The organism is Gordonia paraffinivorans NBRC 108238 (genome assembly GCF_000344155.1).
GTDB lineage: Bacteria > Actinomycetota > Actinomycetes > Mycobacteriales > Mycobacteriaceae > Gordonia > Gordonia paraffinivorans.
Genome location: NZ_BAOQ01000006.1, coordinates 82,672 through 106,778, shown reverse-complemented (window position 1 = coordinate 106,778; position 24,107 = coordinate 82,672). Strand labels below are relative to the sequence as shown.

The following is a 24,107-nucleotide window of genomic DNA, read 5'->3' as shown; positions in this document are numbered from 1 at the left end:
GGCGGTCGGCCGCGCTCCCACCTCGCCCGGCATCATGATGGGCATGTCTGAATCTTCGGGAGCGCTCTGGCACGGTTTCGCCGACATGGGTGCCGTGACCGCCAACGGCCCCTTCGTCGTGACCAGGGGCGAGGGAACCCGCATCTACGACCGGGACGGCAAGGAGTACCTCGACGCGACCGCCGGCCTGTGGTTCACCAACATCGGCCACGGCCGCACCGAGATCGCCGAGGCGGTCTCGCGTCAGCTGACCTCGATCGCGCACTACTCGAACTTCGGCGACATCGCGAGCGACGTCACGCTTCGGCTCGCCGAGGAGCTGGCGCAGATCGCGCCGGTGCCGGGGTCGAAGATCTTCTTCACCTCCGGCGGCAGCGACTCGATCGACACCGCGGTCAAGCTCGCGCGCCGCTACTGGGTCGAGCAGGGCAAGCCGGAAAAGCGCGTCGTCGTCAGCCGCACGAAGGCCTACCACGGCATGCATGCGGCGGGCACCTCGCTGGCCGGCATCCCGCTCAACCACGACGGCTACGGCGAGCTGATGCACGACGTGCAGAACGTCGACTGGGACGACGCCAAGAGCCTGCTGGGTCTCGTTGAGCGCGTGGGCGCGGAGAACATCGCCGCCTTCTTCTGCGAGCCGATCATCGGCGCCGGCGGCATCTACCTGCCGCCCGAGGGCTACCTCGCGGAGGTGCGCGCGATCTGCCGCGACCACGACATCCTCTTCGTCGCCGACGAGGTCGTCACCGGCTTCGGTCGTATCGGCGGCGACTCGTGGTTCGCCTCGGCGCGCTTCGACCTGCAGCCGGACATGATCACCACAGCCAAGGGCCTGACGAGCGGCTACGTCCCGATGGGCGCGGTCTTCGCCGCACCGCGGGTCGCCGAACCGTTCTTCGCCGGCGGCGTGTGGTTCCGCCACGGCTACACCTACGGCGGTCACGCCGCCGCGGCGGCGGCCGCCCTGGCCAACCTCGACATCATCCGGCGAGAGGGGCTGCTCGCCGAGGCGACGCGCCTGGAGGGCGACCTCGCGGCGGCGCTGTCCCCGCTGGCCGAGCTCGACTCGGTGTCCGAGGTGCGGACCGGCCTGGGCGCGGTGACCGCGGTCCAGCTCGCCGACCCGTCGACCGCGCCCGCCGCGGTGCTGAAGCTGCGCGAGCACGGCGTGAGCACCCGCGCCGCCGGTCAGGGCGCGCTCCAGATCTCCCCGGCGTTCGTCATGACCACCGCGGAGGTGGGCGAGCTGGCCGACCGGATCCGGACCGCCCTGAGCTGAGTCTCCGGGCCGGGTTCTCCCGGCCGAACACCGGTCACAACGCAACGAGGCCCGGCTGCCTTTGGCAGCCGGGCCTCGTTGTCACCGGAGAAGCCGTGTGACGCTTTCGATCAGGCGTTCGCGAGGACCTCGGTGGTGGCGAGGGCCTGGGCGACGCCGGCGACGATCGAGGCGACCTTGAGGGCCTCGAGGATGGCCTCACGCTCGACGCCGGCCTCACGCAGGGTGTTCTCGTGAGCGGCGACGCAGTGGCCGCACCCGTTGATCGACGAGACGGCGAACGACCACAGCTCGAAGAGGGCCTTGTCCACGCCCGGGTTGCCGATGATGTTCATCCGCAGGCCGGGACGCAGGTCGTCGTACTTGCCGTCGAGGAAGCCGCGACCACGGTAGAACACGTTGTTCATGCCCATGATCGACGCAGCACCGAGGGCGGCGTTGTAGGCCTCGGCCGACAGGGTGTCGGCGGCCTCGTCGGCGATCTCGCTGAGCACCTTGGCGTTCTTGGTGGCAGCAGCGGTCGACAGCAGGGTGCCCCACAGCTGCTCCTCGTTCAGCACGGTGGTGCGGCTGATCGAGCCGAGGTTGAGCTTGAGGTCCTTCGCGTACTCGGGAAGGGCTTCCTTCAGGTTGTCGATGCTCATCGGCTCTCCTCTCAGACGCCGGCCGACATGAGCTCGCCGGCGTTGATGGTCGGGTCGCCCTTCTTCCAGTTGCAGGCGCAGAGCTCATCGGACTGCAGGGCGTCGAGGACGCGCAGGACCTCGTCGACGTTGCGGCCCACCGAGCCGGCGGTGACCGACACGAACTGGATCTCATTGTTCGGGTCGACGATGAAGGTGGCGCGATCGGCGACACCGTCGGCGTTGAGAACGCCGCAGGCGGTGGCGAGCTCGCGCTTGATGTCGCTCAGCATCGGGAAGGGGAGGGTCTTCAGGTCCTCGTGCTGTGCACGCCACTGGAAGTGGACGAACTCGTTGTCGACCGAGGCGCCGAGGACGACGGCGTCGCGGTCCTCGAACTCGTCGTTCAGCTTGCCGAAGGCCGCGATCTCGGTCGGGCAGACGAAGGTGAAGTCCTTCGGCCAGAAGAAGACGACCCGCCACTTGCCCGGGTGGTCGTCGGAGGTGACGGTGGTGAAGTAGTCGTCGGGCTGCTGGGCGTTGACCTTGCTGAGGTCGCCGCCGATGACGGCGGTGAGGTTGTAGGCGGGGAACTGGTCACCGATGGTGAGCAGGGCCATGTGTCGCTCCTTCAGCTTGGATTGGTGTACCTGAGTTGCACGCGAAGTTCTTTCGCGGCGTACGAGTACTATCGTGCCCGATTTTCGGAGAAAACGAAAGGTGATTAGTAGCACTATACTGATAGCCATGCCCGATAGAACCTATCAGCCGACGATCGCCGGACTCCGCGCCTTCGTGGCCCTCGCGCAACGTCGGCACTTCGGTGCCGCGGCCACCGACCTCGGCGTCAGCCAGCCGTCGCTCTCGCAGGCGATCTCGGCGCTCGAGACCGGGCTCGGCGTCGCCCTGGTGGAACGCACGACCCGTCGCGTGCACCTCACCCCGGACGGCACGGAACTCCTGCCGAAGGCGATCGCGGCGGTGGAGGCGGTCGACCAGTTCACCGCCGCCGCAGCCGGGACCGGGGACCCCCTGAGCGGTTCGATCCGCTTCGGCGTCATCCCCACCGTCGCGCCGTATGTGCTGCCCGCAGTTCTCCGCGGGCTCGCCGACGAGCTGCCGGACCTGCGTCCGCGCGTCGTCGAGGAACAGACCGCACGTCTCGTCGAGCAACTTCGCGGGGGGACCCTCGACGTCGCCCTGCTCGCACTCCCGCTGGATGTGCCGGGGATCGTCGAAGTGCCGCTCTACCAAGAGGATTTCGTGCTCGCGCTTCCCGCCGGGCACACCCTGGCGGGCAAGAAGCGGCTCGATCCCAGCGCGCTGGCGGACCTGCCGCTGCTGCTCCTCGACGATGGGCACTGTCTACGCGACCAGGCGCTCGAGGTCTGTGCGCTCGCCGGCGTCCGGCCCGACCTCGGGCAGACCCGGGCCGCCTCGCTGACCACCGCCGTGCACTGCGTCGTCGGGGGACTGGGCGTGACGCTGATCCCGCAGACCGCGGTTGCCTCGGAGACGGCGTCGGGCGACCTCGCGATCGCGACGTTCGCCCCGCCCCGGCCCGGACGCCGGATCGGCTTGGTGTTCCGCAACTCCGCGCGGCACGACGAGGCCTACCGGAAGCTGGCGCAGATCATCGGCCGGTTGGTGTCGGCCACCGGTGCGGTGCGGCCGATCTGAGGCCGGCCCACGCGTCGCCGGCCGGTCGGAGTCGACCCGTGGGACTCACTCCGACGCGGCCTCGGCCTGGGAGAGTGCCTCCCACTCGTCGACCAGACTCGAGTCGACCTCGCGCACCATGGTGCCGAGATCGGCGACGATCTGCTCGATCTCCGGGGTCACCGCACTGGTGGGGACTCCTTGGCGGAGAACGCGATAGCAGTCCGACAGGTACCGCAGTACCACTCCCTCGCTGCGGGCGAGGCCGTAGGCGGAGATGAGCTCGGTGAAGGTCATCGCCTTCTCCAGCATCTCGCGCAGCACCGACTTCGGCGACGGCGGGAACGACGACACCCACGGGTGTCCGCGCCGGTAGATGTCGAAGGCGGCGAAGATCTCGTCGCGCAGCGGCTGCGGCCAGGTGATCTCCTCCAGCCGCGCCATGCGTTCCTCGTACTCGATTCCGTCGGCCTTCATCTCCGCGATCGCGGCGTCGCGGGCGGCCTTGCGCTGCGCGATGAGCAGCGGTCGCGGGTCCTCCAGGGTCGACTCCAGGACGGACACGACATCCAGTGCGTACGTGGACGATTCGGGGTCGAGGACCTCGAAGGTGGCCAGTGCGAACGCCGAGAGCGGATTGGTGAGGGCGAAGTTCTCCGGCATGTCGACGCTCATTGCGATGTGCCGGCCGGTCTCGTCGGGCTCGTCGAGCTGCATGACGATCCCCGCGTCGCGCAGGCCCCGGTACAGCTCGATGGTGTGCTTGATGTGGCGCAGCCGGCGATCGCGCGGCTCGTGGTTGTCCTCGAGCAGATGGCGGACGGCCGCGAAGCAGTCGCCGGGTCGCGAGAGCACCTCGAGCAGCATCGCGGTGGTCATCTGGAAGTGGGAGCGCAGCGGTTCCTCGGGGGCGTCGACGAGCTGGGTGAAGGTCTTCTCGCCCCAGGAGACGAAGCCCTCGGGTGGCTTGCGGCGCACGATCTTCCGCAGCTTCTTGGGGTCGTCGCCGGCCTTCGCGACCGCACGCGCGTTCTCCACGTCGTGCTCGGGTGCCTGGGCGACGACGTAGCCGACGGTGTCGAAGCCGGCGCGGCCCGCGCGTCCGGCGATTTGATGGAACTCGCGCGCCCGGAGGCGGCGCACCCGGCGCCCGTCGTATTTGCTGAGCGCTGCGAAGAGCACGGTGCGGATGGGCACGTTGATCCCGACGCCGAGCGTGTCGGTGCCCGCGATCACCTTGAGCAGGCCCTGCTGGGCCAGCCGCTCCACGAGGCGGCGGTAGCGGGGGAGCATGCCGGCGTGGTGGACGCCGATCCCCGAACGCAGCAGCTTGCTCAGGTTGTTGCCGAAGCCGGTGGAGAAGCGGAAGTCGCCGATGGCCTCGGCGATCGCGGCCTTCTCCTCCTTGCTGCAGATCTTCACGCTGAGCAGGGCCTGGGCGCGTTCGACGGCCGCCGCCTGGGTGAAGTGCACGACGTACACCGGTGCGCGCCCGCGCTCCACGAGATCGGCGATCGTCTCGTGGATCGGGGTCATCGCATAGTCGTACTCGAGCGGCACCGGGCGCTGGGCGCCGGTGACCTCGACAGTCTGGCGGCCGGTCCGCCGGGTGAGGTCGTCGACGAAGAACGACACGTCGCCCAGCGTCGCCGACATCAACAGGAACTGGGTGCGCGGCAACTCGATCAGCGGCACCTGCCACGCCCAGCCGCGGTCCGGGTCGCCGTAGTAGTGGAACTCGTCGGCGACCAGGGTGCCGATGTCGCTGTCGGGCCCGTCGGAGAGGGCGAGGTTGGCGACGATCTCGGCGGTCGCACACACAATCGGGGCGTCGGGGTTCACCGAGGCGTCACCGGTCAGCAGGCCGACCTGGTCGGCACCGAACATCCCGCACAGCTCGAAGAACTTCTCGCTGACGAGCGCCTTGATCGGCGCGGTGTAGAACGCCCGCTCGCCGCGGCATCGCGCGAAGTAGAGCGCGCCGGCGGCCACGAGCGACTTCCCCGAACCGGTCGGGGTCGCCAGGATCACGTGGCTGCCGGCGAGCAGCTCGAGCAGGGATTCCTCCTGATGCTCGTACAGGTCGATGCCGCGTTGCGTCCACCATTCGGTGTACCGCTCGAGCGCCAGGTCTTCGTCGTCGACGGGGACCAGCCCGGCCGACTCGGCGGTGGTCAGATCGACGATTGCGGACCCTCGTCTCCGGGTTCGTCGCCGCCGGGGCCGTTCTCGCCGAAGCGGCCTTCGGTGGGTCCGCCCAGGCTGCCGTCGACCGAGCCGCCGTTCCCGGCGTGCTCGGCCAGGAACCGCTCGAGCTCGGCGCCGAGCTCCTCGCCGCTGGGCAGGGACTCCTCGGCAGCGAGCAGCGAGGCGCGCTCCTCGGCCGCCTGGTGGTAGGCGTCGTACTGGGTCTCGAGCGCGGCGACGACCTGTTCGATCTCCGCGTTGCCCTGGACCTCCTGGTCGACCTGCGCCCGGACCTTGTCGGCGGCGCTCTCCAGCGCGGCCAGCGAGAACTCGAGACCGGTCAGCTCCGACACCGCGCCCAGCAGACGGGCGGACGCGGCGGGGTAGTTGGTCTGGGCGAGGTAGTGCGGGACGTGGACCGACAGGCCCGACGCCCGGTAGCCCGCCTCGCCCATCCGCAGCTCCAGCAGCATCGACGCGCTGGCCGGCAGTTTCATCGCCGAACCCCACCGCGGCAGGTCACCGAGCGAATCGGGGTCGGTCCCGTGCGCGGTGATCGACGGCGGCCGCGTGTGCGGCACCGCCATCGGGATCGCGTTGAGGCCGATCACGTCGGTCACGCCGAAGCGCTCGGCCAGCCTGCGGACGGCGTCGACGAACTGTTCCCAGCGCAGGTCGGGCTCGGCGCCGGCGAGCAGCAGGAAGCCGCGACCGGTGGTATCGCGGATCGCATGGAGCGTCAGCTTCGGCATGTCCACGTCGGTGAACGTCTCGCCGCTGAAGGTGATGGTCGGGCGGCGCGAGCGGTAGTCCATCAGCTCGTCGGACGAGAACGTCGCCACCAGCTCCGACTCGAGGCTCTCCCGCAGATGGGCCGCCGAGAGCGCGACCGCATGACCGGCGTCGGCGAAGCCCTCCAGGGCATGGATCAGCACCGGGCCGGTGCCGTCGGCTCGGCTCACCTGCGGAGCGGGAAAGGCGAGCTCGTACAGCGCGTCGTTGCGCGCCGGATTCTCGTCCACGTCGTCCCTCCTTACACGTGTGGCGGCGTCCACGGCGGACGCCGGAGTCGTCGACGTCCGTGGCGGACGTCATCGAGATCATCGGCCCCCATTGTCTCCTACCGCCATTGTCTCCTACGGCGAGGACATGCGGGCACGGGTGGGCCGTTCGAGGGGATCAACACCCGGAGGCGGCCGGTGATTCCCGGGACGGGTGAGGCGTGCGTGGTGTGTCACCCCGGGCGCGGGACGGCCGCGGTGGCACAGTAGTGCGTTGTGACCCCGGCTACCGCTCACCGTCCCACCTCCACGGCACGTCGTGTGCCCGCGCTGCTGCTGGCCGCCTGCGCCGTTCTCGCCGGCGGGGTGCTGTCGGCGTGCTCGGTCAGCGGCGACGCACAGTCGTCGAACGCCGATCTGTCGTCCCGCTCGGTGTCGGCGTCGGACTTCCCGTCCGGCTCGGCCGACCGCATCCCGCCGCCGGCGGTCGGGAACGCGCTCGCCGACGTCACCGGCGCCGCGGTGCCCGGGCAGGCGAAGGACACGAGCTTCGACCCGGCCGACTGCGCGCCCGAGCCGGTCTCGGCCGACGGCGCGGTGGCCTTCCTCGGCTACGGCACGGTGGACCGGTCGACACTCACGACGGTCGTCGCGCACGTCACCGCGCCGCTGGCCGAGGTGGTGGATAGGGCCAGGCGCTGCCCGGAGTTCACCCGCACCACCTTCGGTGCGTCGTCGACGGTGACCACCGAGGTCCTGCCGGCGCCCCCGGCCCCCGACGGCGTCGCGACCGCGACGCTCAGGAGGACGATCGTCACCGGCGGCGAGGCCGCGCCGGTGACGACCAGCACGCTGACGCTGCTCGGCGAGCGCGACGACGTCCGCGTCTACGCCGAATGCCGTTGGCCCGGAGACTCTCCCGTCGCGCCGGAGGATTCCGCGGCGCTCGACGAGCTGTTCACCAAGGCCCTGGCCGCCGCCTTCGGCTGAGTGCTGGCCGCCGCCTTCGGCTGAGTACAGGCTGTGGATGACCCGAGCCGGGTTGTCCACAGTCGCCGCCGGGGCGGGTCGAGGGCGTCGGCACGCGCCGATGCTGTCGGGCATGTCCTCACTCACCCCGAAGCCGTCCTCGCCGCGCGGCCCCCTCGACCCGACGACGCTCCTCACCGCCGTGCCCGCCCTGATCGGTTTCCTGCCCGAGCGGTCGATCATCGTGATCGCGTTCGGCGCGGGTCGCGCGTTGTCGGCGACGATGCGTCACGACCTGTTCCTCGACGGGGCGGGCGCACCCCGACCCGAACTGTCCGGTCTGCTCGCCGATCTCGGGACGATCACCGACTCCTACGGCGTGGAGGAGGTGGCGGTGATCGTCGCCGACGACCGTCATCGGATCGACGGCCCCGAGTACCGGCGGGTCGTCGAACTCGCCGACCGGCATTTCTCCGCGATCGGCGGCGTCGCCGCGGGCTTCGCGCTCGCGGAGTTCCGCGCCGGCGCGCCGTGGACGACGATCTGGTGCCCCGACGACCAGACGTGGGCGGTCGACATGAGCGGAGGACGCAGTGGTCTGCTCGGGGACCCGCACACCTCGCCGACGGCGGTCGCCACGGCGGTGCGAGCCGGGCGGCGCATCCTGGCGCGCCGGTCGGAGATCCGGGCGATGCTCGACCCGCTTCCGGGGGAGTGCAGCCGGCAGCGGCCGGACCGCGACTGCCCCGGCTGCGCAGCCGAGGGCGTCCCGAGATCGGATGCGGCCACGGCGGCCTCACCCGCGGACCTGCTGGAGTGTGCGATCGGGTCGGTCGTCAGGGCGACGGAGCCCCTGGATTGTCGGAGTCTGCCCGTGCTCGACCGCGCCGTGAGCGATGTCCGCGTCCGGGATGCGCTGCTCGGCCTGGCGGTCACCGACCTGCGGGATCGGGCCGAGACGCGGTGGCGCGAACTCACCCGGCGCCTGACCGGCCGCGGCCGGGCGGCCGCCGCGACGCTGCTCGCGCACCTGCACTACGTCGCGGGGGAGGGTGCCTACGCAGGGACGGCCCTCGACGTCGCGCTCGAGGCCGACCCCGGGTACGAGCTGGCGCGGATGCTCGACGAGTGCCTGCGATCGGGACTGCGCCCGGCGAAGGTGGCGCAGCTGGCCGACGTGGGGTACGACGCAGCCGCCCGCCTGGGTGTACGGCTGCCGCCGATCACCAGGCAGGCGGCGGGGTGATCGGCGGAGGTCTCGACTAGACCTTCTCGACGACCTTTTCCACGAACACCGAGTGCGCCATGTCCGGGGAGAGCTCCAGGCCCTCGTGGCCCGGGGTGTTGATGGTGATCGTGCCGGCCTGGTTGGTCACGGTGACACGGGCGTTCGGCACCACGCCGGCCTCGCGCAGCTGCGCGATGAGCGACGGGTCGGACTGCACGTGCTCCGATAGGCGCCGGATGATCACGGCCACGGTGTCGCCCGGCGGGAGCTCGGCGACGCGGGTGGCGCCGTCGTCGGTCGGGGAGAGTTCCACGCCCAGCAGATCCAGGCCCGGGATCGGGTTCCCGTACGGCGACGTCGTCGGGTAGTCGAGGACGGCGAGCAGTCGGCGCTCGACGTTCTCGCTCATCACGTGCTCCCAGCGGCAGGCCTCCTCGTGGACCTGATCCCAGGGCATGCCGATGATGTCGACCAGCAGGCGCTCGGCCAGGCGGTGCTTGCGCATGACCGCGATCGCCAGCGAACGGCCCCGTTCGGTGAGTTCGAGGTGACGGTCGCCGGCCACCCGGAGGAGTCCGTCGCGTTCCATCCGGGCGACGGTCTGGGACACGGTGGGACCGCTCTGGTCCAGGCGCTCGGCGATACGCGCCCGCAGCGGCACGATGCCTTCCTCTTCGAGGTCGTAGATCGTCCGCAGGTACATCTCGGTGGTGTCAACCAGATCGTTCACTGTGCCCAATCCCTTTCGTCTCCGCCCAGATTACCCTGCGCACCCCGGGTGACCTCGGACGCTGAGTGCCGGCGACGCGTGCCTCACCCCTGACCGTACCGGGGTGTGCGGGATGTGACACCGATGCCCCGGCTGCGAGGTGAACCACTAGCCTGAAGGCGTGAGCGATATTTCCACGGCCGTCATCTGGAGCGAGGACTTCCTCTCCTATCGATGGGCCCACACCCATCCCATGAACCCGGTGCGGCTGGCCCTGACGATGACCCTCGCTCAGAGCCTGGGAGTCCTCGACGGCATCGAGACGCTGCCGCCGAAGAACATCGACGACGACGCCCTCACCGTCGTGCACACCCGCGACTACATCGACGCCGTCCGCGCGGTCGGCTCGGGAACGGCATCGCTGTCCGGGCCGCTCCTCGAACGGCTCTTCGGGCTCGGCGACGCCGACAACCCGGTCTTCGCCGGGATGCACGAGGCCGCGCGACTGCTCGTCGGCGGCACCCTGGCCGCTGCGCAGGCCGTCGCCACGGGAGCGGCCACCCGCGCGGTCAACATCGGCGGCGGCATGCACCACGCGATGAAGGCCCGCGCCGCGGGGTTCTGCATCTACAACGACTGCGCCATCGCCATCCGGTACCTGCTCGACCAGGGTTTCGACCGCATCGCCTACATCGACGTCGACGCCCACCACGGCGACGGGGTGCAGGTGGAGTTCGCCGCCGACCCGCGCGTGATGACCGTCTCGCTGCACCAGCACCCGGCGACCCTGTGGCCGGGCACCGGCTGGCCGACGGAGATCGGCGACGGCGACGCGCAGGGCACCGCGGTCAACCTCGCGCTCATGCCCAACACCGAGGACCGCCTGTGGCTGCGTGCGTTCCACGCCGTCGTCCCGTCGTTGATCGCGGACTTCAAGCCCCAGATCATCGTCAGCCAGTGCGGCGCCGACAGTCATCGCGCCGACCCGCTCACCGACCTCTCGCTCACCGTGGAGGGCCAGCGCGCGGCGATGATCGCGATGCGTGATCTTGCCGACAAATACTGCGAGGGACGGTGGATCGCCGTCGGCGGCGGTGGCTACGGCGTCGTCAACGTCGTGCCGCGCAGCTGGACGCACCTGCTCGGCGTCGCGCTCGGCCGGGAGATCGACGTCACCACCGAGATCGACGAATCCTGGTGTGCCACAGCAGAACAGATCGCCACCCAGGTCCACACGGACTATGCGCGCCCGCCCGAGCGGGTCATGGGCGACGGCGGCGACGTCGACTTCCAGCCGTGGGACGGAGACGCCGGGCAGGAGCCGCCGGAGGGGGTGAGCGCGACCTCACAGCGACAGACCGATCGTGCGATCCTGTCGACGCGCCGTGCGGTGTACCCTCTGCACGGTCTCGACCCGGAGGATCCACGTGACTGACAAGGACGCCCCGACCCCGCCGAAGTCCGATTCCGCGTCCACCGCGCAGGCGACGGCCGACAAGCCCGAACCGCGCGAGGCGTGGGACTATCCGCGACATTGGATCGCGGACGTGCTGGCCGCCGACGGCGGCGTGGTCCACCTGCGTCCGATCGTCCCCGACGACGCCGAACGGCTCGTCGAGTTCCACTCCAAGCTCTCCGAACGCACCCGCTACATGCGGTATTTCGGTCCGACGCCGACCCTGCCGCCGCGCGAGGTGGCCCGGATGACCACCGTCGACCACAAGCAGCGCGTGGCGATCGTCGCGATGCTGGGCGGCGAGATGATCGGCATGGGCATCTACGAGGGACTCGCCTCCGAGGGTAAGCCCGAGTCCGCCGAGGTCGCCTTCGTCATCGCCGACGAACACCAGGGACGCGGGCTCGGCCCCATCCTGCTCGAGCACCTCGCCGGCGCCGCCGCCGAGAACGGCTTCACCCGCTTCGAGGCCGAAGTCCTCAGCGAGAACCCGAACATGGTGGCGGTCTTCCGCGACGCGGGCTACCAGCTGTCGCGCAGCTTCGACGGCTCCACCGTGCACGTGGAGTTCACCATCGATCCCACCGAGGCCCTGCTGTCGGTGCGCAACGCACGCGAGCGCGCGTCCGAGGCCCGCAGCGTCGCCAACCTGCTGCGCCCGGCCTCGGTGGCCGTCATCGGCGCGTCGACCGACCCGAAGAAGGTCGGAAACGCGTTGCTGGCCAACATCATCGCCGGCGGGTTCACCGGTCCGGTGTTCCCGGTCAACGGCCCCGCCCGCGTCGAGGAGGGAGAGGACCCGAGGCGCCGCGGTCACGGATCGGTCGCGTCGGTGTCCCCGCGACAGCGTCGGGTGCGGCCGCGCCCGCCGTCGGTGCGCGGCATCCGCGCCTACGAGACCGTGCGCGACATCCCCGACCCCGTCGACCTCGCGGTGGTCGCGGTGCCCGCGTCCCAAGTCGACGACGTGCTCGACGACTGTCTGGTCAAGGGCGTGCGCACCCTCGTCGTGGTCTCGTCGGGCTTCGGCGACTCCGGCGAGCAGGAGGGTCTGGAGAACGAGCGGCGCCTCGTCGCCCAGGTGCGCGAGCACGGCATGCGCCTGGTGGGTCCCAACGCGCTCGGCGTGGCCAACAACGACCCGGAGATCGCGCTGAACGCCACCCTGGCCCCGCACATCCCGGCCGCCGGGCGCGTCGGCTTCTTCTGCCAGTCCGGCGCCCTGGGCATCGCGATCCTCGACACCGCCGCACGGCGCCAGATCGGCCTGTCGACCTTCGTCTCTGCCGGCAACCGCGCCGACGTCTCCGGCAACGACGTGCTGCAGTACTGGGACAGCGACGCGTCCACCGACGTGATCCTGCTCTACCTCGAGAGCTTCGGTAACCCGCGCAAGTTCTCCCGCATCTCGCGGCGCGTCTCCCGGTCCAAGCCGATCATCGCGGTCAAGTCGGGCAAGGGTGCGATGAGCCCGGTGCGCAAGGCGCGCGCCGCCGCCAACTTCGACGACGAGATCGCGCGCATGATGCTCGAGCAGGCCGGCGTCATCCAGGTCGAGACGATCCCCGAACTCTTCGACTGCGCAGCGCTATTCGCCTATCAGCCGTTGCCGCGCGGTCCGCGCGTCCGCATCATCGGCAACTCCTCGGTGCTCGGCAGCCTGGCCGCCGACACCGCCCGCAGCGGGGGACTCGAGGTCGTCGACACCGTAGACCTCGGTGCGGGCGCCACCGAGGAGCAGTTCGAGGACGCGGTCTCGGCGGCGATGCGCGACCCCGGCGTGGACTCGATCGTGGTCGTGTTCGTCCCGCCGGTGGCGGTCGACGCCGACTGGCACGCGCGGGCGCTGGTGGCCGCGGCGAACATCCCCGACGCCGACGGCGCCAAGCCCATCGTGACGACCTTCCTCGCCGTCGACGGCATCCCGCCCGGCCTCACCAAGCCCGGGCCGAACGGCCTGCCCGAGCGCGGGTCGATCCCGTCGTACGCCAGCCCCGAGCGCGCGGCGACCTCGCTGGCGCGGGCCTGGCAGTACGCGAAGTGGCGTATGCGCCCGGAGTCGGAGATCCACCGGCCCGAGGGCACCGACCCCGAGGCCGCGCGCATGTTCGTGCGCGAGGCCATGGCCGCGCCCGACGGGCACGTGGACGGGGCCCGCACCGCGGAACGGCAGCTGTCCGCGGTGGACTCGGCGAAACTGTTGCGCTGGTACGGGATCGGCGTGGTCCCGTTCCGCGAGGTCACCACGATGCACGAGGCGTCGGCGGCGGCCCGCGAACTCGGGTTCCCCGTGGCGGTGAAGGCGACGTCGTCCAAGTGGCGGGGCCGCCTCGACCGCGAGGGCGCCCGTCTCGACCTCCCGGACGCCACCGCCGTCGTCAACGCGTTCGCCGAGCTGCGCGAACTGACCGGCGACGAGGTGCTGCACGTGCAGAAGATGGCGCCGAAGGGCGTCGGCACGGTCATCCGGGTCCGCGACGACCAGTCGTTCGGGTCGGTCATCTCGTTCGGGTTGTCCGGACGCACCTTCGAACTCCTCGGCGACCACGGCTACCGGGCGATCCCGCTCGCCGAGCTCGACGCCCGGGAGCTGATCGACGAGCCGCGGTCGTCGCCGCTGCTGGCGGGATACCGGGGAGAGGAGCCGGCCGACAAGGAGGCGCTCGTCGACCTGCTGCTGCGGATCTCGACCCTGGTCGACGACATCCCCGAGGTGCGCGAGGTGCTGTGCGATCCGATCCTCGCGTCGGTCGACGGGGCGTCGGTGCTGAACGCGCAGGTACGCGTCGGCCCGGTGCCCGACAGGCGGGACACCGGGCCGAGACGGCTCAACTAGGCGGGGAGAACCCCGGCGGGGTGAGGGTCAGCTGGCGTAGGCGCGGAGACGTTCGGCACGCTCGCCGGCGCGCAGCTTGCCCATCACCTCGCGCTCGATCTGGCGGACGCGCTCGCGCGACAGGCCGAACATGCGGCCGATCTGGTCGAGGGTGCGCGGCTGCCCGTCGTCGAGGCCGTAGCGCATCCGGATGACCTGCTGCTCGCGCTCGTCGAGGGTCGCGAGGACCGCCCGGATGTCGGAGTGCAGGAGACCGGCGATGACCGCGTTCTCGGCGGAGGTGGCCTCGGCGTCCTCGATGAAGTCGCCGAGCGGGGCCTCCTCGTCGTTGCCGACCGGCATGTCCAGGCTCACCGGGTCGCGGCTGTGGTCGAGCAGATCGGCGATCTTCTCCGCCGGGATGCCCGACTCGTTGGCCAGTTCCTCGTCGGTGGCCTCGCGGCCGAGCTGCTGGTGCAGCTCGCGCTTGATGCGGGCCAGCTTGTTGACCTGCTCGACGAGGTGGACGGGCAGGCGGATGGTGCGGCTCTGGTCGGCCATGCCGCGGGTGATGGCCTGACGAATCCACCAGGTGGCGTAGGTCGAGAACTTGAAGCCCTTGGCGTAGTCGAACTTCTCCATCGCGCGGATCAGACCCAGGTTGCCCTCCTGGATGAGGTCGAGCAGCGGCATACCCCGACCCGTGTAGCGCTTGGCCAGCGAGACCACGAGGCGGAGGTTCGCCTCGAGAAGATGCGCTCGTGCGGCCTCACCCTCACGGACGATGATCTGCAGGTCGCGCTTCTTGGCGGCGGACAGGCGCTTCTTGGTCGCGAGGAGGTGCTTGGCGTAGAGACCGGCCTCGATCTGCTTGGCGAGCTCCACCTCCTGCTCGGCGTTGAGGAGTGCGGTACGGCCGATCCCGTTCAGATAGACGCGGACGAGATCCGCGGCAGGAGACTGGGCATCGAGATCCTGCTCCGTCATCGCCGGCCGGGTGCCGGCCTCGGACGGCTCGGCGAAGGTGGTGGTGGTGGTCGGGGTCGAACGTGCAACTGTCGAGCGTGACATGCGGCCTCCTGACTTGAGTGCGTTCAATGGGTTCAACGTCCGCTTGCGGGCGATAGTTCCCGGAAGTGGTTCGTCGCAAACCCGACGGAGGCTGGGTCATCCCGCGGATGACCTGCGAAGACGGATCGTTGTCCGATCCGCGGTGCTGAGAAGTTGCTGAGATGTTCTCCCCGCGGGAACGCGGAGGGTACCGCGTCCGGTCACGGAGGACCGGTCGATCGCGGAGTCGCTCCCGGACGTCAGTTGTCGTCCGGCCGGGGATCGACGACCTGTCCCTCGATGACGCGTCCGGCCGCGCGCGGGTCCTCGGCGGTCCGGTCCGGACCCCCCTCGTCGAGGCGGCCGGACCGTGAGAGCGACTGCGGGCCGAGCACGTCGTGGGGCAGGTCGTACATGTAGTGCGGGGACTCGCCGCGCTTGCGGGGCGGGCGGTCGTTGGCGATGAGCACGGCCATCCAGGGCAGCGGGATCGACACCGCGACGATCGCCAGGGCCAGCAGTCCCGAGCCGGTCGCGCTGTAGACGATGCCGGCGATCACCAGCGCGGGCACGCGGACGGACATCATGATGAGGTACTTGCGCACACGGGCGCGACGCTGAGCCTCCAGCGAGTCCTCGGCGGCGGTGATCAGGAAGGTCTCGGGGGAGAGGTCGGGGCGATCGGTCCGTCCCCACTGGCCCCCGGGGTCTTCGGTGTCGTGCGGTCGACGGCCGTTCGCGTCCATGGAATCCCCTTGTTCGAACACCGTCTCCACTGTCCCACTTTCGTTCGGCGAATGCACTCCCGGTTCCCCGGTGACGCACAATAGAGCAATGGCAACTGAAACCATCGAACGCCCCGATCTCGACGAGCTGACCGACACCGAGACCGACGAGCGGCCCGACGCCGACTCCACCGACTCCGGCGACGACGACCGCCCCAAGTTCTTCCACTACGTCAAGAAGGACAAGATCGCCGAGAGCGCCGTGATGGGCACCCACGTGGTCGCGCTGTGCGGTGAGACCTTCCCGGTCACCCGGGCCGCGAAGCCGGGCTCGCCGGTGTGCCCGAAGTGCAAGAAGATCTACAGCAAGCTCCGCAAGTAACGGCTCACGTCGTCGGGGCCGGTCAGTCGCCGGTGGAATCAGTCCTGCCGGCGGCGTCGCCGGTTTCGTCGCCGCCGCGCGACGGGCGACGGATCGGTCCCGACGAGAGGCGGTCGGGGATCGTCTTGAGCTGATCGGTGATGTCGGAGGTCTGCGAGTTCACCCAGTGACGGACCCGGGTGGTCGGGGAGGCCTTGGCGGGCCAGAACTGCTGCACCGCGGCGTTGAACTCGGCGCCCGCGACGATCCCGAAGCCGAGCGAGAACGCGAACAGCAGGAACGCGATCGGCGTCGCGAGCGCGCCGTAGGAGACGCCCGCCTCGGTGATCTTCGTCAGGTAGATGCGCAGCACGTAGCTCGCCACCCAGAAGAACACGCCGGCCACGATGGCGCCCCCGATGAGCCGATGCCAGGGCAGGGGATCGGGCAGTGCCATGTGGTACAGGGTGGTGAGCACGAGCAGCAGCAGGATCGCGACGGTCGGGAAGTAGCCGTAGTTGATCAGCGTGGTGAGGAACGAGCCCCACGATTCCGGCACGATCTTGCGGAGATAGTTGGGTCCGAGCGCGACCAGCGGGAGCAGGAACACCGCCACGAACAGGAACCCGATGTAGAGGAACAGCGCGAAGAACCGCTGCCACACCGGATGCCGGACCTCGTGCTGGTCGTGGGCCTTCGCGATCGAGGCGATGAAGCACGACATCGCCGACGACCCGGCCCACAGCGACAGGATGAAGCCGACCGACATCAAGCCGATGCGTCCGCGCCCGAGGACGCTGTCGACGGTCGGCGTGATGAGGTCGTCGACGACGGTCTCGGTGAACGTGCGCTCGGCGAAGTCGATGATGCGGTCGTAGACGACGTCGACGGTGTCCGGCCCGAACCAGCCCGACACATAGCCCACCGAACCCAGCAGACCCAGCAGCAGCGGCGGCAGCGACAGCGCCTGCCAGAACGCGGCCTGCGCCGCCCAGCCGATGATGCCGTCGTCGAACGACTTGACCATGGTGCGCCAGATGACCCGGTGGATGTTCGGCAGGATCGGGAGCCCGCGCTCATCGGCGTCGGCCGTCCGTTCCGAGGTCTCCTGCTCCGGTGCCGCCGGGATGGGGTCGGCGGTGCCGCCGCCGGTCGCATACGGCCCTGCGGGGCCGGCCTGCGCCGCGTCGAGGTCGAGGTCGGCGGACAACGGCGCCGGCCGGCGGGCACGGCCCGGGGTCGGGCGGGTGCCGATCGGCTCGGTCACCGCGTTCGACGCCGTCCCGTTCGACACCGTCCCGTTCGACGCCGCCGGATTCGGGCGCCGAATCCCGGTGGCGGCCGGTTGCGGGCGCGCTCGACCCGCCGACGACACCCCGTCGTCGGTCAGCGGGACCGGAGTTCTCTTGCGCGTTGTGATGAGTTCAATATCCCCGATCCGGGCTCCGGCCGGGTATCCGGGTCACCGGGCGAGTCGTTCAGATCACGTACGCCTGCCACCCGTGGCGCGTGCTCCGGGCGGGTGTCGCGATGCGGGCGCCGGCGCGCTCCGGCGGTAAGATCGGCTCGTCCCCTCACGACCGCGGGTACCGCAAGCGAGGGGACGTCTCATGCCCGGCAGGGAACCGAACGCCGTCAGGAGCAGCACACACGTGACGTCAGCCGAACCCTCCACCAGCACTCCCACAGGTTCCGGACCCGCCAAGCCCAACCTCCCGTCGCTGCGCGCGTGGCAGCGTCGCGCGCTGACCAAGTACCTGACGCGCAAGCCGAAGGACTTCCTCGCGGTCGCGACGCCCGGCGCCGGCAAGACCACCTTCGGGCTGCGGGTGGCCCGTGAACTGCTCGACGACCGCACCGTCGACCAGATCACCGTCGTCGCGCCCACCGAGCACCTCAAACACCAGTGGGCCGAGGCCGCCGCCCGCGTCGGCATCGCGCTGGACTCCAACTTCTCCAACTCGACCGGTTCGACGAGCTCCGACTTCCAGGGCGTGTGCCTCACCTACGCGCAGGTCGCCGCCCACCCGGCGAAGCACCGCGTCCGCACCGAGAACCGGCGCACGCTGGTCATCCTCGACGAGATCCACCACGGCGGCGACGCCAAGAGCTGGGGCGAGGCGATCCGCGAGGCCTTCGACGACGCCGAGCGCCGGCTGCTGCTCACCGGTACGCCGTTCCGCTCCGACGACTCGCCGATCCCGTTCGTCACCTACGAACCCGAGCCCGGCGGGCTGATGCGGTCCAAGGCCGATCACACCTACGGCTACGCCGACGCGCTCAAGGACGGCGTCGTGCGTCCGGTGGTCTTCCTGGCGTACTCCGGCGAGGCCAGCTGGCGGACCAGCGCCGGCGAGGAGTACACCGCGCGACTCGGCGAGCCGTTGTCGGCCGAGCAGACCGCCCGTGCCTGGCGCACCGCACTGGACCCGCACGGCGACTGGATCCCCGCTGTGCTCACCGCCGCCCACACCCGCCTCGGACAGCTGCGGGCCAGCGGCATGCCCGATGCCGGCGGGCTGGTCATCGCCACCGACCAGTCGACGGCGCGCGACTACGCCGAACTCCTCGAGGCCATCACCGGCAAGAAGCCGACACTCGTGCTGTCCGACGACCCGAAGTCGTCGTCGCGCATCGCCGAGTTCTCCGAGGGCACCGACGAGTGGATGATCGCGGTCCGCATGGTGTCCGAGGGCGTCGACGTCCCGCGGCTGGCCGTGGGCGTGTACGCGACCAGCTCGTCGACCCCGCTGTTCTTCGCCCAGGCCATCGGCCGGTTCGTGCGGTCGCGGCGCCCGGGCGAGACCGCGAGTGTGTTCCTGCCCTCGGTGCCGGTGCTGCTCGACCTCGCCAGCCAGATGGAGGCCGAGCGTGACCACGTCCTGGGCAAGCCGCACCGGGAGAGCAACGGCCTCGACGACCAGCTGCTTGTCGACGCGAACAAGCAGAAGGACGAGCCGGGGGAGGACGAACCCGCCTTCCAGTCGCTGCACGCCGACGCCGAACTCGACCAGGTGATCTTCGACGGTGCGTCCTTCGGCACCGCGACCTTTGCCGGCAGCGACGAAGAGTCGGAGTACCTGGGTCTGCCGGGTCTGCTCGACGCCGACCAGGTTCGAGCGCTGCTGCAGAAGCGGCAGGCCGAGCAGGTCGCGGCGCGCGCGACGAAGAAGGCCGCGCCGGAAGCGCAGGAGCAGCCCGTCCGTCGGCCCGAGACCACCGGGGAGAACCTCCACGCGTTGCGCAAGGAGCTCAACACCCTTGTGGCCATGCACCATCACCGCACGGGCAAGCCACATGGCATGGTCCACAACGAACTGCGCAGCCGCTGCGGCGGCCCGCCGACCGCGATGGCCACCGCCGAGCAGCTCAAGGAGCGGATCGCGGCCCTGCGCGAGTGGCGCTGACGGCGACACCGCACGATCGGCGCTCACGAGCGCACCCGACACACGAGAGAACCCGGCCGGAGAGTCTCCGGCCGGGTTCTCGTCGGTCTACGTCTGTGGCTCGCCCGTCGGGCCATGACGAGTGTCAGACCAGTTCACCCTCGGACTCGATGACGGTGGCGCTGAGCTCCACCAGGCGGGCCTCGTGCTCGTTGAAGTGATGGCGGCAGAAGAGGAGTTCGCCGCCCTTGGGCATGACGGCACGGACCTTGGCGGCCGCGCCGCAGCGATCACACCGATCGGCAGCGGTCAGCGGCATGAAGATCGGGGCTGTGGTGGTGGCGATGTCAGTCATTGTTCCTCCGTCCCGGTCGGGCGCCGGTGGCCGGTCGCCGTCCCTTCGAGCCGACACATCCGGGCGATGCGTCAACCTCACTCTGTCAGACGTTCGGCACGTTCGTATTGTTCCGGCAGGTGCCCTCGGTGTGTCGTCACTCACCGTTTACAACCCGCAACACACCGAAAACGTCTGTGATGGAAGTGATGCGGCCCGGATCACATTCCCGGGACGCACCATCCGGATACCCCTCCGGGCGGGTTCCAAACCACCGAACCGCCGTTTTTTCCGGGGGGGTGGCCTTGACAACGGGTCCGGGGCACCGGCTCAATCGCGTGCGTGCCGACCGATCATCCTGTTCTCACGCATCTGATCACCGCCGACGCCTGGGAGGCGAGCCGGGGCTCGACGCACCTGCGGCCACCGTCCCTCGCCGAGGCCGGATTCGTCCACCTCTCGACGCCGCAACAGGTCCACCTGCCGGCGAACCGGCTCTTCGCCGGGCGGCGGGACCTGCTGCTGCTGGTCCTCGACCCGGCCCGCCTCGACGCCGAGATCCGATGGGAGCCGGGGGTTCCGACCGACCCGGCGTCGATGCTCTTCCCACATCTGTACGGCCCGCTGCCGCTCGACGCCGTCGTCGAGGTGCGTGAGTACCTGCCCGGCCCCGACAACGCATTCGCCCCCGTCGCCGGGTGACGGCGACGGGGGCGAGCGCGAATCCGGGGTGACCCCGACAGGAGGTCAGTCGAGGTAGTCGCGGAGCACCTGCGACCGCGACGGGTGGCGCAGCTTCGACATCGTCTTGGACTCGATCTGACGGATGCGCTCACGCGTCACGCCGTAGACCTGGCCGATCTCGTCGAGGGTGCGCGGCTGTCCGTCGGTCAGGCCGAAGCGGAGACGGACGACACCGGCCTCGCGCTCGGAGAGCGTCTCGAGCACCGACTGCAGCTGATCCTGGAGCAGGGTGAAGCTCACCGCGTCGACCGCGACGACCGCCTCGGAGTCCTCGATGAAGTCGCCGAGCTGGCTGTCGCCCTCGTCGCCGATGGTCTGGTCGAGCGAGATGGGCTCCCGGGCGTACTGCTGGATCTCCAGCACCTTCTCCGGGGTGATGTCCATCTCCTTGGCGAGCTCTTCCGGGGTCGGCTCGCGGCCGAGGTCCTGGAGGAGTTCGCGCTGGATCCGGCCGAGCTTGTTGATGACCTCCACCATGTGCACCGGGATGCGGATGGTGCGGGCCTGGTCGGCCATGGCGCGGGTGATCGCCTGGCGAATCCACCACGTGGCGTACGTGGAGAACTTGTAACCCTTTGTGTAGTCGAACTTCTCGACCGCGCGGATCAGACCGAGGTTGCCCTCCTGGATCAGGTCCAGGAACGCCATGCCGCGGCCGGTGTAGCGCTTGGCCAGCGAGACCACGAGTCGGAGGTTCGCCTCCAGGAGGTGGTTCTTGGCGCGGTTGCCGTCGCGGGAGATCCAGTTCAGGTCACGCTTCTGCGCGGTGCTGATCTTCTCGCCGGACTCCATGATTCGGCGCAGGCGCTCGGTGGCGTACAGCCCCGCCTCGATGCGCTTGGCGAGCTCGACCTCCTCCTCGGCGTTGAGGAGCGCGACCTTGCCGATCTGCTTGAGGTAGGCGCGGACGCTGTCGGCGGAAGCGGTGAGCTCGGCGTCCTTGCGGGCCTGGCGGAGGGCTTCGGACTCTTCCTCGTCCCACACGAAGTCGCCCGACTTCGCGTCGGCCTTCGCGGCCTTGCCCTTGCCCTTGTCGTCGGCCTCGTCGGACTCCTCGTCCTCTTCCTCGGAGTCGTCGGCCTCGTCGGTCTCGTCGTCGTCGACCTCGATGTCGTCGATCTCCACGTCCTCGAGATCGGTGTCGGGCACGTCGATGTCGTCGATCGAGTCGACCTCGTCGGCCTCGACGTTCGGGTCTTCACCCTTGGCCGCGGTGGCCTTCTTGGCCGCCTTTTTCGCCGTCGTCTTCTTGGTCGCCTTCTTCGCTGCGGCCTTCTTCGCGGGCGCCTTACGGGCAGCGGTCTTCTTCGCGGCCTTCTTGGCGGTCCGCTTGACCGGGGTGGAGGCGGTGGTCGACTCGGTCGATTCGGCCTCGGCGTCCCCCTGTTGGGTCTTGGTGGCTGCCACGTACAACCTTTCGAAACTGTCTTCGGTGGTGTCTTCTGTCGGTGTCATGCGCCGGCGCCTGCCAGGCGTCGGAGGTCGGTCGGCGTCGTCGCTGTGACACGTGACGCGGCAGCAGGGGCTGCCGTGGACAAGGGCTTGGTTTCTCGGCTCAGCTGACCGTGACGACCATTGTAACGACATCGTCCGGTCGGGTGTGACAAAGCCCTGGTCAATCCGCGGGCTGGCCCTCGTTCCGGGGACGCCGGGCGAGCGTGCCGGCGCCCGGCTAGATCTTCAGGCCGCGGGTGACGGCCATCGCCGCGCCGACGATACCCGCGGTGTTGCGCAGGGTGGCCGGCACGACCGGGGTTTCATTGGTCAGCAGGGGAATCCACTTGTCGGCCTTGCGGCTGATCCCGCCGCCGGCGATGAACAGCTTCGGCCAGAACAGCGCCTCGTAGGCCTTGAGCACGTCGGACACCTTCTCGGCCCACTTCTCGTAGGACCAGCCCTTCTCTTCCTTCACCCGCGAGGACGCCTGGTGCTCGGCCTCCTTCTTGCCGACCTGCATGTGGCCGAGTTCGGTGTTGGGCACCAGTGTTCCGTCGATGAGGATCGCCGAGCCGATGCCGGTGCCGAAGGTCAGCAACATCACCACGCCGTCGACGCCCTTGCCCGCGCCGTAGGCGTCCTCGGCCATGCCGGCCGCGTCGGCGTCGTTGAGGACCGCGACCTGCCGGCCGCCGAGATGCCGGCTGAACAGCTCGTCGACGTCGGTGCCGATCCAGGCCTTGTCGATGTTCGCCGCGGTCCGCATCACGCCGTCGGTGACCACGCCGGGCAGGGTGATCCCGACCGGGCCGTCCCACCCGAAGTGGGCGACGACCTCGGCGACGCCGCCGGCGACCGCCTCCGGGGTCGCCGGCTGCGGGGTCAGCACCTTGAACCGCTCACCGACGAGCGCGCCGGTGTCCAGATCGACGATGCCGCCCTTGATCCCCGAACCCCCGACGTCGACCCCGAAACCCAGGTTGGTGGGAGCGGGCGAGCCTGCGGCGGTGGGCGTGTCGGTCATGGTGTGATTTCCCCTTCCGGGACGGTAATGATCGTCACTCAGGCTATCGGCGCGACCGGCAGCCCGCGCGTCATCGGCGTGTCCGATTCGCTCTGGATACGGCACCCCGGGTCGCCGGTGGAGCGGGCGGCGATCGCATGTGCTGACATTGTCTACGTGGAGCAGACGATTCCGGTGGACGAACTGGCCGCCATCGCGGTGGACGTGGCGCAGGAGGCGGCCGCCCACGTACGACGCCGCCGTCCCGAGTTGTTCGGCCCTGGGTTGTCCGGCACGGCGCCTTCCGCAGACGCCCCGCCCGCGTGGACCGAGCCGACGGAAGCGGCCGCTTCGACCGAGTCGGCCGAAGCGGTCGTGTCGACCAAGTCGACGGAAGCGGTCGTGTCGACCAAGTCGACGGAAACCGACCCGGTCACCGTCGCCGACACCGAGACCGAACGCCTCGTCCGCGAGCGGCTGCGCCGGGCCCGCCCGGACGACGACATCCTGGGAGAGGAGGACGGCGGCACCCGCGCCGTCCCGTCCGGTGTGCGGTGGGTGGTCGACCCGATCGACGGCACCGTCAACTTCATGTACGGCATCCCCGCCTACGCGGTGTCCGTCGCCGCCCAGGTCGGCGGCCGGTCCGTCGCCGGCGCGGTGGTGGACGTGGCCCGCGGCATCGTCTACGGCGCCACCCGCGGCGGCGGGGCGTGGATGTCCGACGGGACCGGCGCCCGCACCGAGCTGCGCTGCAACCCGGTGGAGCGCACCGAACTCGCGCTCGTCGCAACGGGGTTCGGCTATGCCGCCGGACGACGACGCGCGCAGGGACGCATCGTCGCCGAGTTGCTGCCCCGCGTGCGTGACATCCGGCGGGTCGGCGCCGCCGCCCTCGACCTGTGCATGGTCGCGTCGGGCGCGGTGGACGCCCACTACGAGCACGGACTGAGCCCGTGGGACTGGGCGGCCGGCGGACTCATCGCCGCCGAGGCCGGGGCCGTGGTGATCACCCCGCCGCCGGATTCCCGCGCCGACGAGGGGCATGTGACGGTCGCGGTCGCGCCCGGCATCGCCGACGAGTTCCTCGCACTGCTCGACGAGTTGGGCGCGCGCGAACCCATCGCCTGACGTTCGG

21 protein-coding genes are annotated in these 24,107 nt (G+C 70.1%); 10 read left to right on the top strand and 11 right to left on the bottom strand.

Annotated elements, in window-relative coordinates:
- Positions 1 to 43: 43 nt before the first annotated feature.
- Positions 44 to 1,282, top strand: a complete 1,239-nt coding sequence (locus GP2_RS03955) for an aminotransferase family protein (RefSeq protein WP_051997160.1) — start codon at positions 44 to 46, stop codon at positions 1,280 to 1,282.
- Positions 1,283 to 1,392: 110 nt separating this feature from the next.
- Here GP2_RS03955 and GP2_RS03950 read toward each other — a convergent pair whose 3' ends face one another.
- Both GP2_RS03950 and GP2_RS03945 read right to left on the bottom strand, forming a co-directional pair.
- Positions 1,393 to 1,926 (bottom strand): alkyl hydroperoxide reductase, encoded by a 534-nt coding sequence (locus tag GP2_RS03950; RefSeq protein WP_006899177.1) that lies wholly within the window; start codon positions 1,924 to 1,926, stop codon positions 1,393 to 1,395.
- Between the two features lie 11 nt (positions 1,927 to 1,937).
- Positions 1,938 to 2,525, bottom strand: coding sequence for a peroxiredoxin (locus GP2_RS03945; protein WP_006899176.1), 588 nt, complete (start codon positions 2,523 to 2,525; stop codon positions 1,938 to 1,940).
- Positions 2,526 to 2,652: 127 nt separating this feature from the next.
- Here GP2_RS03945 and GP2_RS03940 point away from each other — a divergent pair, with 127 nt between their 5' ends.
- On the top strand, positions 2,653 to 3,585 hold the full coding sequence (locus GP2_RS03940) for a hydrogen peroxide-inducible genes activator (RefSeq protein WP_006899175.1): 933 nt from the start codon (positions 2,653 to 2,655) through the stop codon (positions 3,583 to 3,585).
- A 45-nt stretch (positions 3,586 to 3,630) separates the two neighbouring features.
- Here the strand turns inward: GP2_RS03940 and GP2_RS03935 are convergent, their stop codons facing one another.
- Positions 3,631 to 5,595 (bottom strand): DEAD/DEAH box helicase, encoded by a 1,965-nt coding sequence (locus tag GP2_RS03935; protein WP_006899174.1) that lies wholly within the window; start codon positions 5,593 to 5,595, stop codon positions 3,631 to 3,633.
- Between the two features lie 143 nt (positions 5,596 to 5,738).
- Positions 5,739 to 6,773, bottom strand: coding sequence for a PAC2 family protein (locus GP2_RS03930; protein WP_006899173.1), 1,035 nt, complete (start codon positions 6,771 to 6,773; stop codon positions 5,739 to 5,741).
- 255 nt (positions 6,774 to 7,028) lie between these two features.
- Here GP2_RS03930 and GP2_RS03925 point away from each other — a divergent pair, with 255 nt between their 5' ends.
- The gene (locus tag GP2_RS03925; protein ID WP_174320691.1) at positions 7,029 to 7,742 is read left to right on the top strand and encodes a hypothetical protein; all 714 of its coding nucleotides are present in this window, start codon (positions 7,029 to 7,031) and stop codon (positions 7,740 to 7,742) included.
- A 112-nt stretch (positions 7,743 to 7,854) separates the two neighbouring features.
- Positions 7,855 to 8,967, top strand: a complete 1,113-nt coding sequence (locus GP2_RS03920; protein ID WP_040526366.1) for a DUF4192 domain-containing protein — start codon at positions 7,855 to 7,857, stop codon at positions 8,965 to 8,967.
- 16 nt (positions 8,968 to 8,983) lie between these two features.
- On the opposite strand, the gene GP2_RS03915 is transcribed toward GP2_RS03920, so the two are convergent.
- On the bottom strand, positions 8,984 to 9,679 hold the full coding sequence (locus tag GP2_RS03915; protein ID WP_006899170.1) for an iron-dependent transcriptional repressor DtxR: 696 nt from the start codon (positions 9,677 to 9,679) through the stop codon (positions 8,984 to 8,986).
- A gap of 169 nt (positions 9,680 to 9,848) precedes the next feature.
- On the opposite strand from GP2_RS03915, the gene GP2_RS03910 reads away from it, so the two are divergent.
- Both GP2_RS03910 and GP2_RS03905 read left to right on the top strand, forming a co-directional pair.
- Positions 9,849 to 11,093, top strand: a complete 1,245-nt coding sequence (locus GP2_RS03910; RefSeq protein WP_040526364.1) for an acetoin utilization protein AcuC — start codon at positions 9,849 to 9,851, stop codon at positions 11,091 to 11,093.
- On the top strand, positions 11,086 to 13,950 hold the full coding sequence (locus GP2_RS03905) for a bifunctional acetate--CoA ligase family protein/GNAT family N-acetyltransferase (protein WP_006899168.1): 2,865 nt from the start codon (positions 11,086 to 11,088) through the stop codon (positions 13,948 to 13,950). The genes GP2_RS03910 and GP2_RS03905 overlap by 8 nt, the downstream gene beginning before the upstream one ends.
- A gap of 27 nt (positions 13,951 to 13,977) precedes the next feature.
- Here GP2_RS03905 and GP2_RS03900 read toward each other — a convergent pair whose 3' ends face one another.
- Positions 13,978 to 15,000 (bottom strand): sigma-70 family RNA polymerase sigma factor, encoded by a 1,023-nt coding sequence (locus GP2_RS03900; protein WP_006899167.1) that lies wholly within the window; start codon positions 14,998 to 15,000, stop codon positions 13,978 to 13,980.
- A gap of 239 nt (positions 15,001 to 15,239) precedes the next feature.
- Positions 15,240 to 15,725: a DUF3099 domain-containing protein gene (locus GP2_RS03895; protein ID WP_006899166.1), complete on the bottom strand. Its 486-nt coding sequence runs from the start codon at positions 15,723 to 15,725 to the stop codon at positions 15,240 to 15,242.
- An 88-nt stretch (positions 15,726 to 15,813) separates the two neighbouring features.
- On the opposite strand from GP2_RS03895, the gene GP2_RS03890 reads away from it, so the two are divergent.
- Positions 15,814 to 16,086, top strand: coding sequence for a DUF3039 domain-containing protein (locus GP2_RS03890; protein ID WP_006899165.1), 273 nt, complete (start codon positions 15,814 to 15,816; stop codon positions 16,084 to 16,086).
- Between the two features lie 22 nt (positions 16,087 to 16,108).
- Here GP2_RS03890 and GP2_RS03885 read toward each other — a convergent pair whose 3' ends face one another.
- Positions 16,109 to 17,359 (bottom strand): YihY/virulence factor BrkB family protein, encoded by a 1,251-nt coding sequence (locus tag GP2_RS03885; RefSeq protein WP_006899164.1) that lies wholly within the window; start codon positions 17,357 to 17,359, stop codon positions 16,109 to 16,111.
- 358 nt (positions 17,360 to 17,717) lie between these two features.
- Between GP2_RS03885 and GP2_RS03880 the strand changes: the two genes are divergently transcribed.
- Complete coding sequence (locus GP2_RS03880) at positions 17,718 to 19,472, top strand: DEAD/DEAH box helicase (RefSeq protein WP_006899163.1); 1,755 nt, start codon at positions 17,718 to 17,720, stop codon at positions 19,470 to 19,472.
- 124 nt (positions 19,473 to 19,596) lie between these two features.
- On the opposite strand, the gene GP2_RS03875 is transcribed toward GP2_RS03880, so the two are convergent.
- Positions 19,597 to 19,806: a DUF7455 domain-containing protein gene (locus tag GP2_RS03875; RefSeq protein WP_006899162.1), complete on the bottom strand. Its 210-nt coding sequence runs from the start codon at positions 19,804 to 19,806 to the stop codon at positions 19,597 to 19,599.
- 321 nt (positions 19,807 to 20,127) lie between these two features.
- Here GP2_RS03875 and GP2_RS03870 point away from each other — a divergent pair, with 321 nt between their 5' ends.
- On the top strand, positions 20,128 to 20,487 hold the full coding sequence (locus GP2_RS03870) for a DUF952 domain-containing protein (protein WP_006899161.1): 360 nt from the start codon (positions 20,128 to 20,130) through the stop codon (positions 20,485 to 20,487).
- Between the two features lie 45 nt (positions 20,488 to 20,532).
- Here the strand turns inward: GP2_RS03870 and GP2_RS03865 are convergent, their stop codons facing one another.
- Both GP2_RS03865 and ppgK read right to left on the bottom strand, forming a co-directional pair.
- Positions 20,533 to 21,984, bottom strand: coding sequence for an RNA polymerase sigma factor (locus GP2_RS03865; protein WP_131733611.1), 1,452 nt, complete (start codon positions 21,982 to 21,984; stop codon positions 20,533 to 20,535).
- 217 nt (positions 21,985 to 22,201) lie between these two features.
- Entirely contained in the window at positions 22,202 to 22,990 is a 789-nt protein-coding gene (ppgK, locus tag GP2_RS03860) for a polyphosphate--glucose phosphotransferase (RefSeq protein ID WP_006899159.1), read from the bottom strand.
- A 147-nt stretch (positions 22,991 to 23,137) separates the two neighbouring features.
- Here ppgK and GP2_RS03855 point away from each other — a divergent pair, with 147 nt between their 5' ends.
- A complete protein-coding gene (locus GP2_RS03855) occupies positions 23,138 to 24,100 on the top strand; it encodes an inositol monophosphatase family protein (RefSeq protein ID WP_040526360.1) in 963 nt (320 codons plus the stop codon).
- The last annotated feature ends 7 nt before the right edge of the window (positions 24,101 to 24,107 follow it).

Excerpts from the sequence above, each read along its gene's own strand:
- GP2_RS03940 (WP_006899175.1), top strand. The coding sequence starts at position 2,653 with ATGCCCGATAGAACCTATCAGCCGACGATCGCCGGACTCCGCGCCTTC.
- GP2_RS03955 (WP_051997160.1), top strand. The coding sequence starts at position 44 with ATGTCTGAATCTTCGGGAGCGCTCTGGCACGGTTTCGCCGACATGGGT.
- GP2_RS03890 (WP_006899165.1), top strand. The coding sequence starts at position 15,814 with ATGGCAACTGAAACCATCGAACGCCCCGATCTCGACGAGCTGACCGAC.
- GP2_RS03865 (WP_131733611.1), bottom strand. The coding sequence starts at position 21,984 with ATGACACCGACAGAAGACACCACCGAAGACAGTTTCGAAAGGTTGTAC.
- GP2_RS03950 (WP_006899177.1), bottom strand. The coding sequence starts at position 1,926 with ATGAGCATCGACAACCTGAAGGAAGCCCTTCCCGAGTACGCGAAGGAC.
- GP2_RS03895 (WP_006899166.1), bottom strand. The coding sequence starts at position 15,725 with ATGGACGCGAACGGCCGTCGACCGCACGACACCGAAGACCCCGGGGGC.
- ppgK (WP_006899159.1), bottom strand. The coding sequence starts at position 22,990 with ATGACCGACACGCCCACCGCCGCAGGCTCGCCCGCTCCCACCAACCTG.
- GP2_RS03875 (WP_006899162.1), bottom strand. The coding sequence starts at position 19,806 with ATGACTGACATCGCCACCACCACAGCCCCGATCTTCATGCCGCTGACC.
- GP2_RS03900 (WP_006899167.1), bottom strand. The coding sequence starts at position 15,000 with ATGTCACGCTCGACAGTTGCACGTTCGACCCCGACCACCACCACCACC.
- GP2_RS03945 (WP_006899176.1), bottom strand. The coding sequence starts at position 2,525 with ATGGCCCTGCTCACCATCGGTGACCAGTTCCCCGCCTACAACCTCACC.
- GP2_RS03920 (WP_040526366.1), top strand. The coding sequence starts at position 7,855 with ATGTCCTCACTCACCCCGAAGCCGTCCTCGCCGCGCGGCCCCCTCGAC.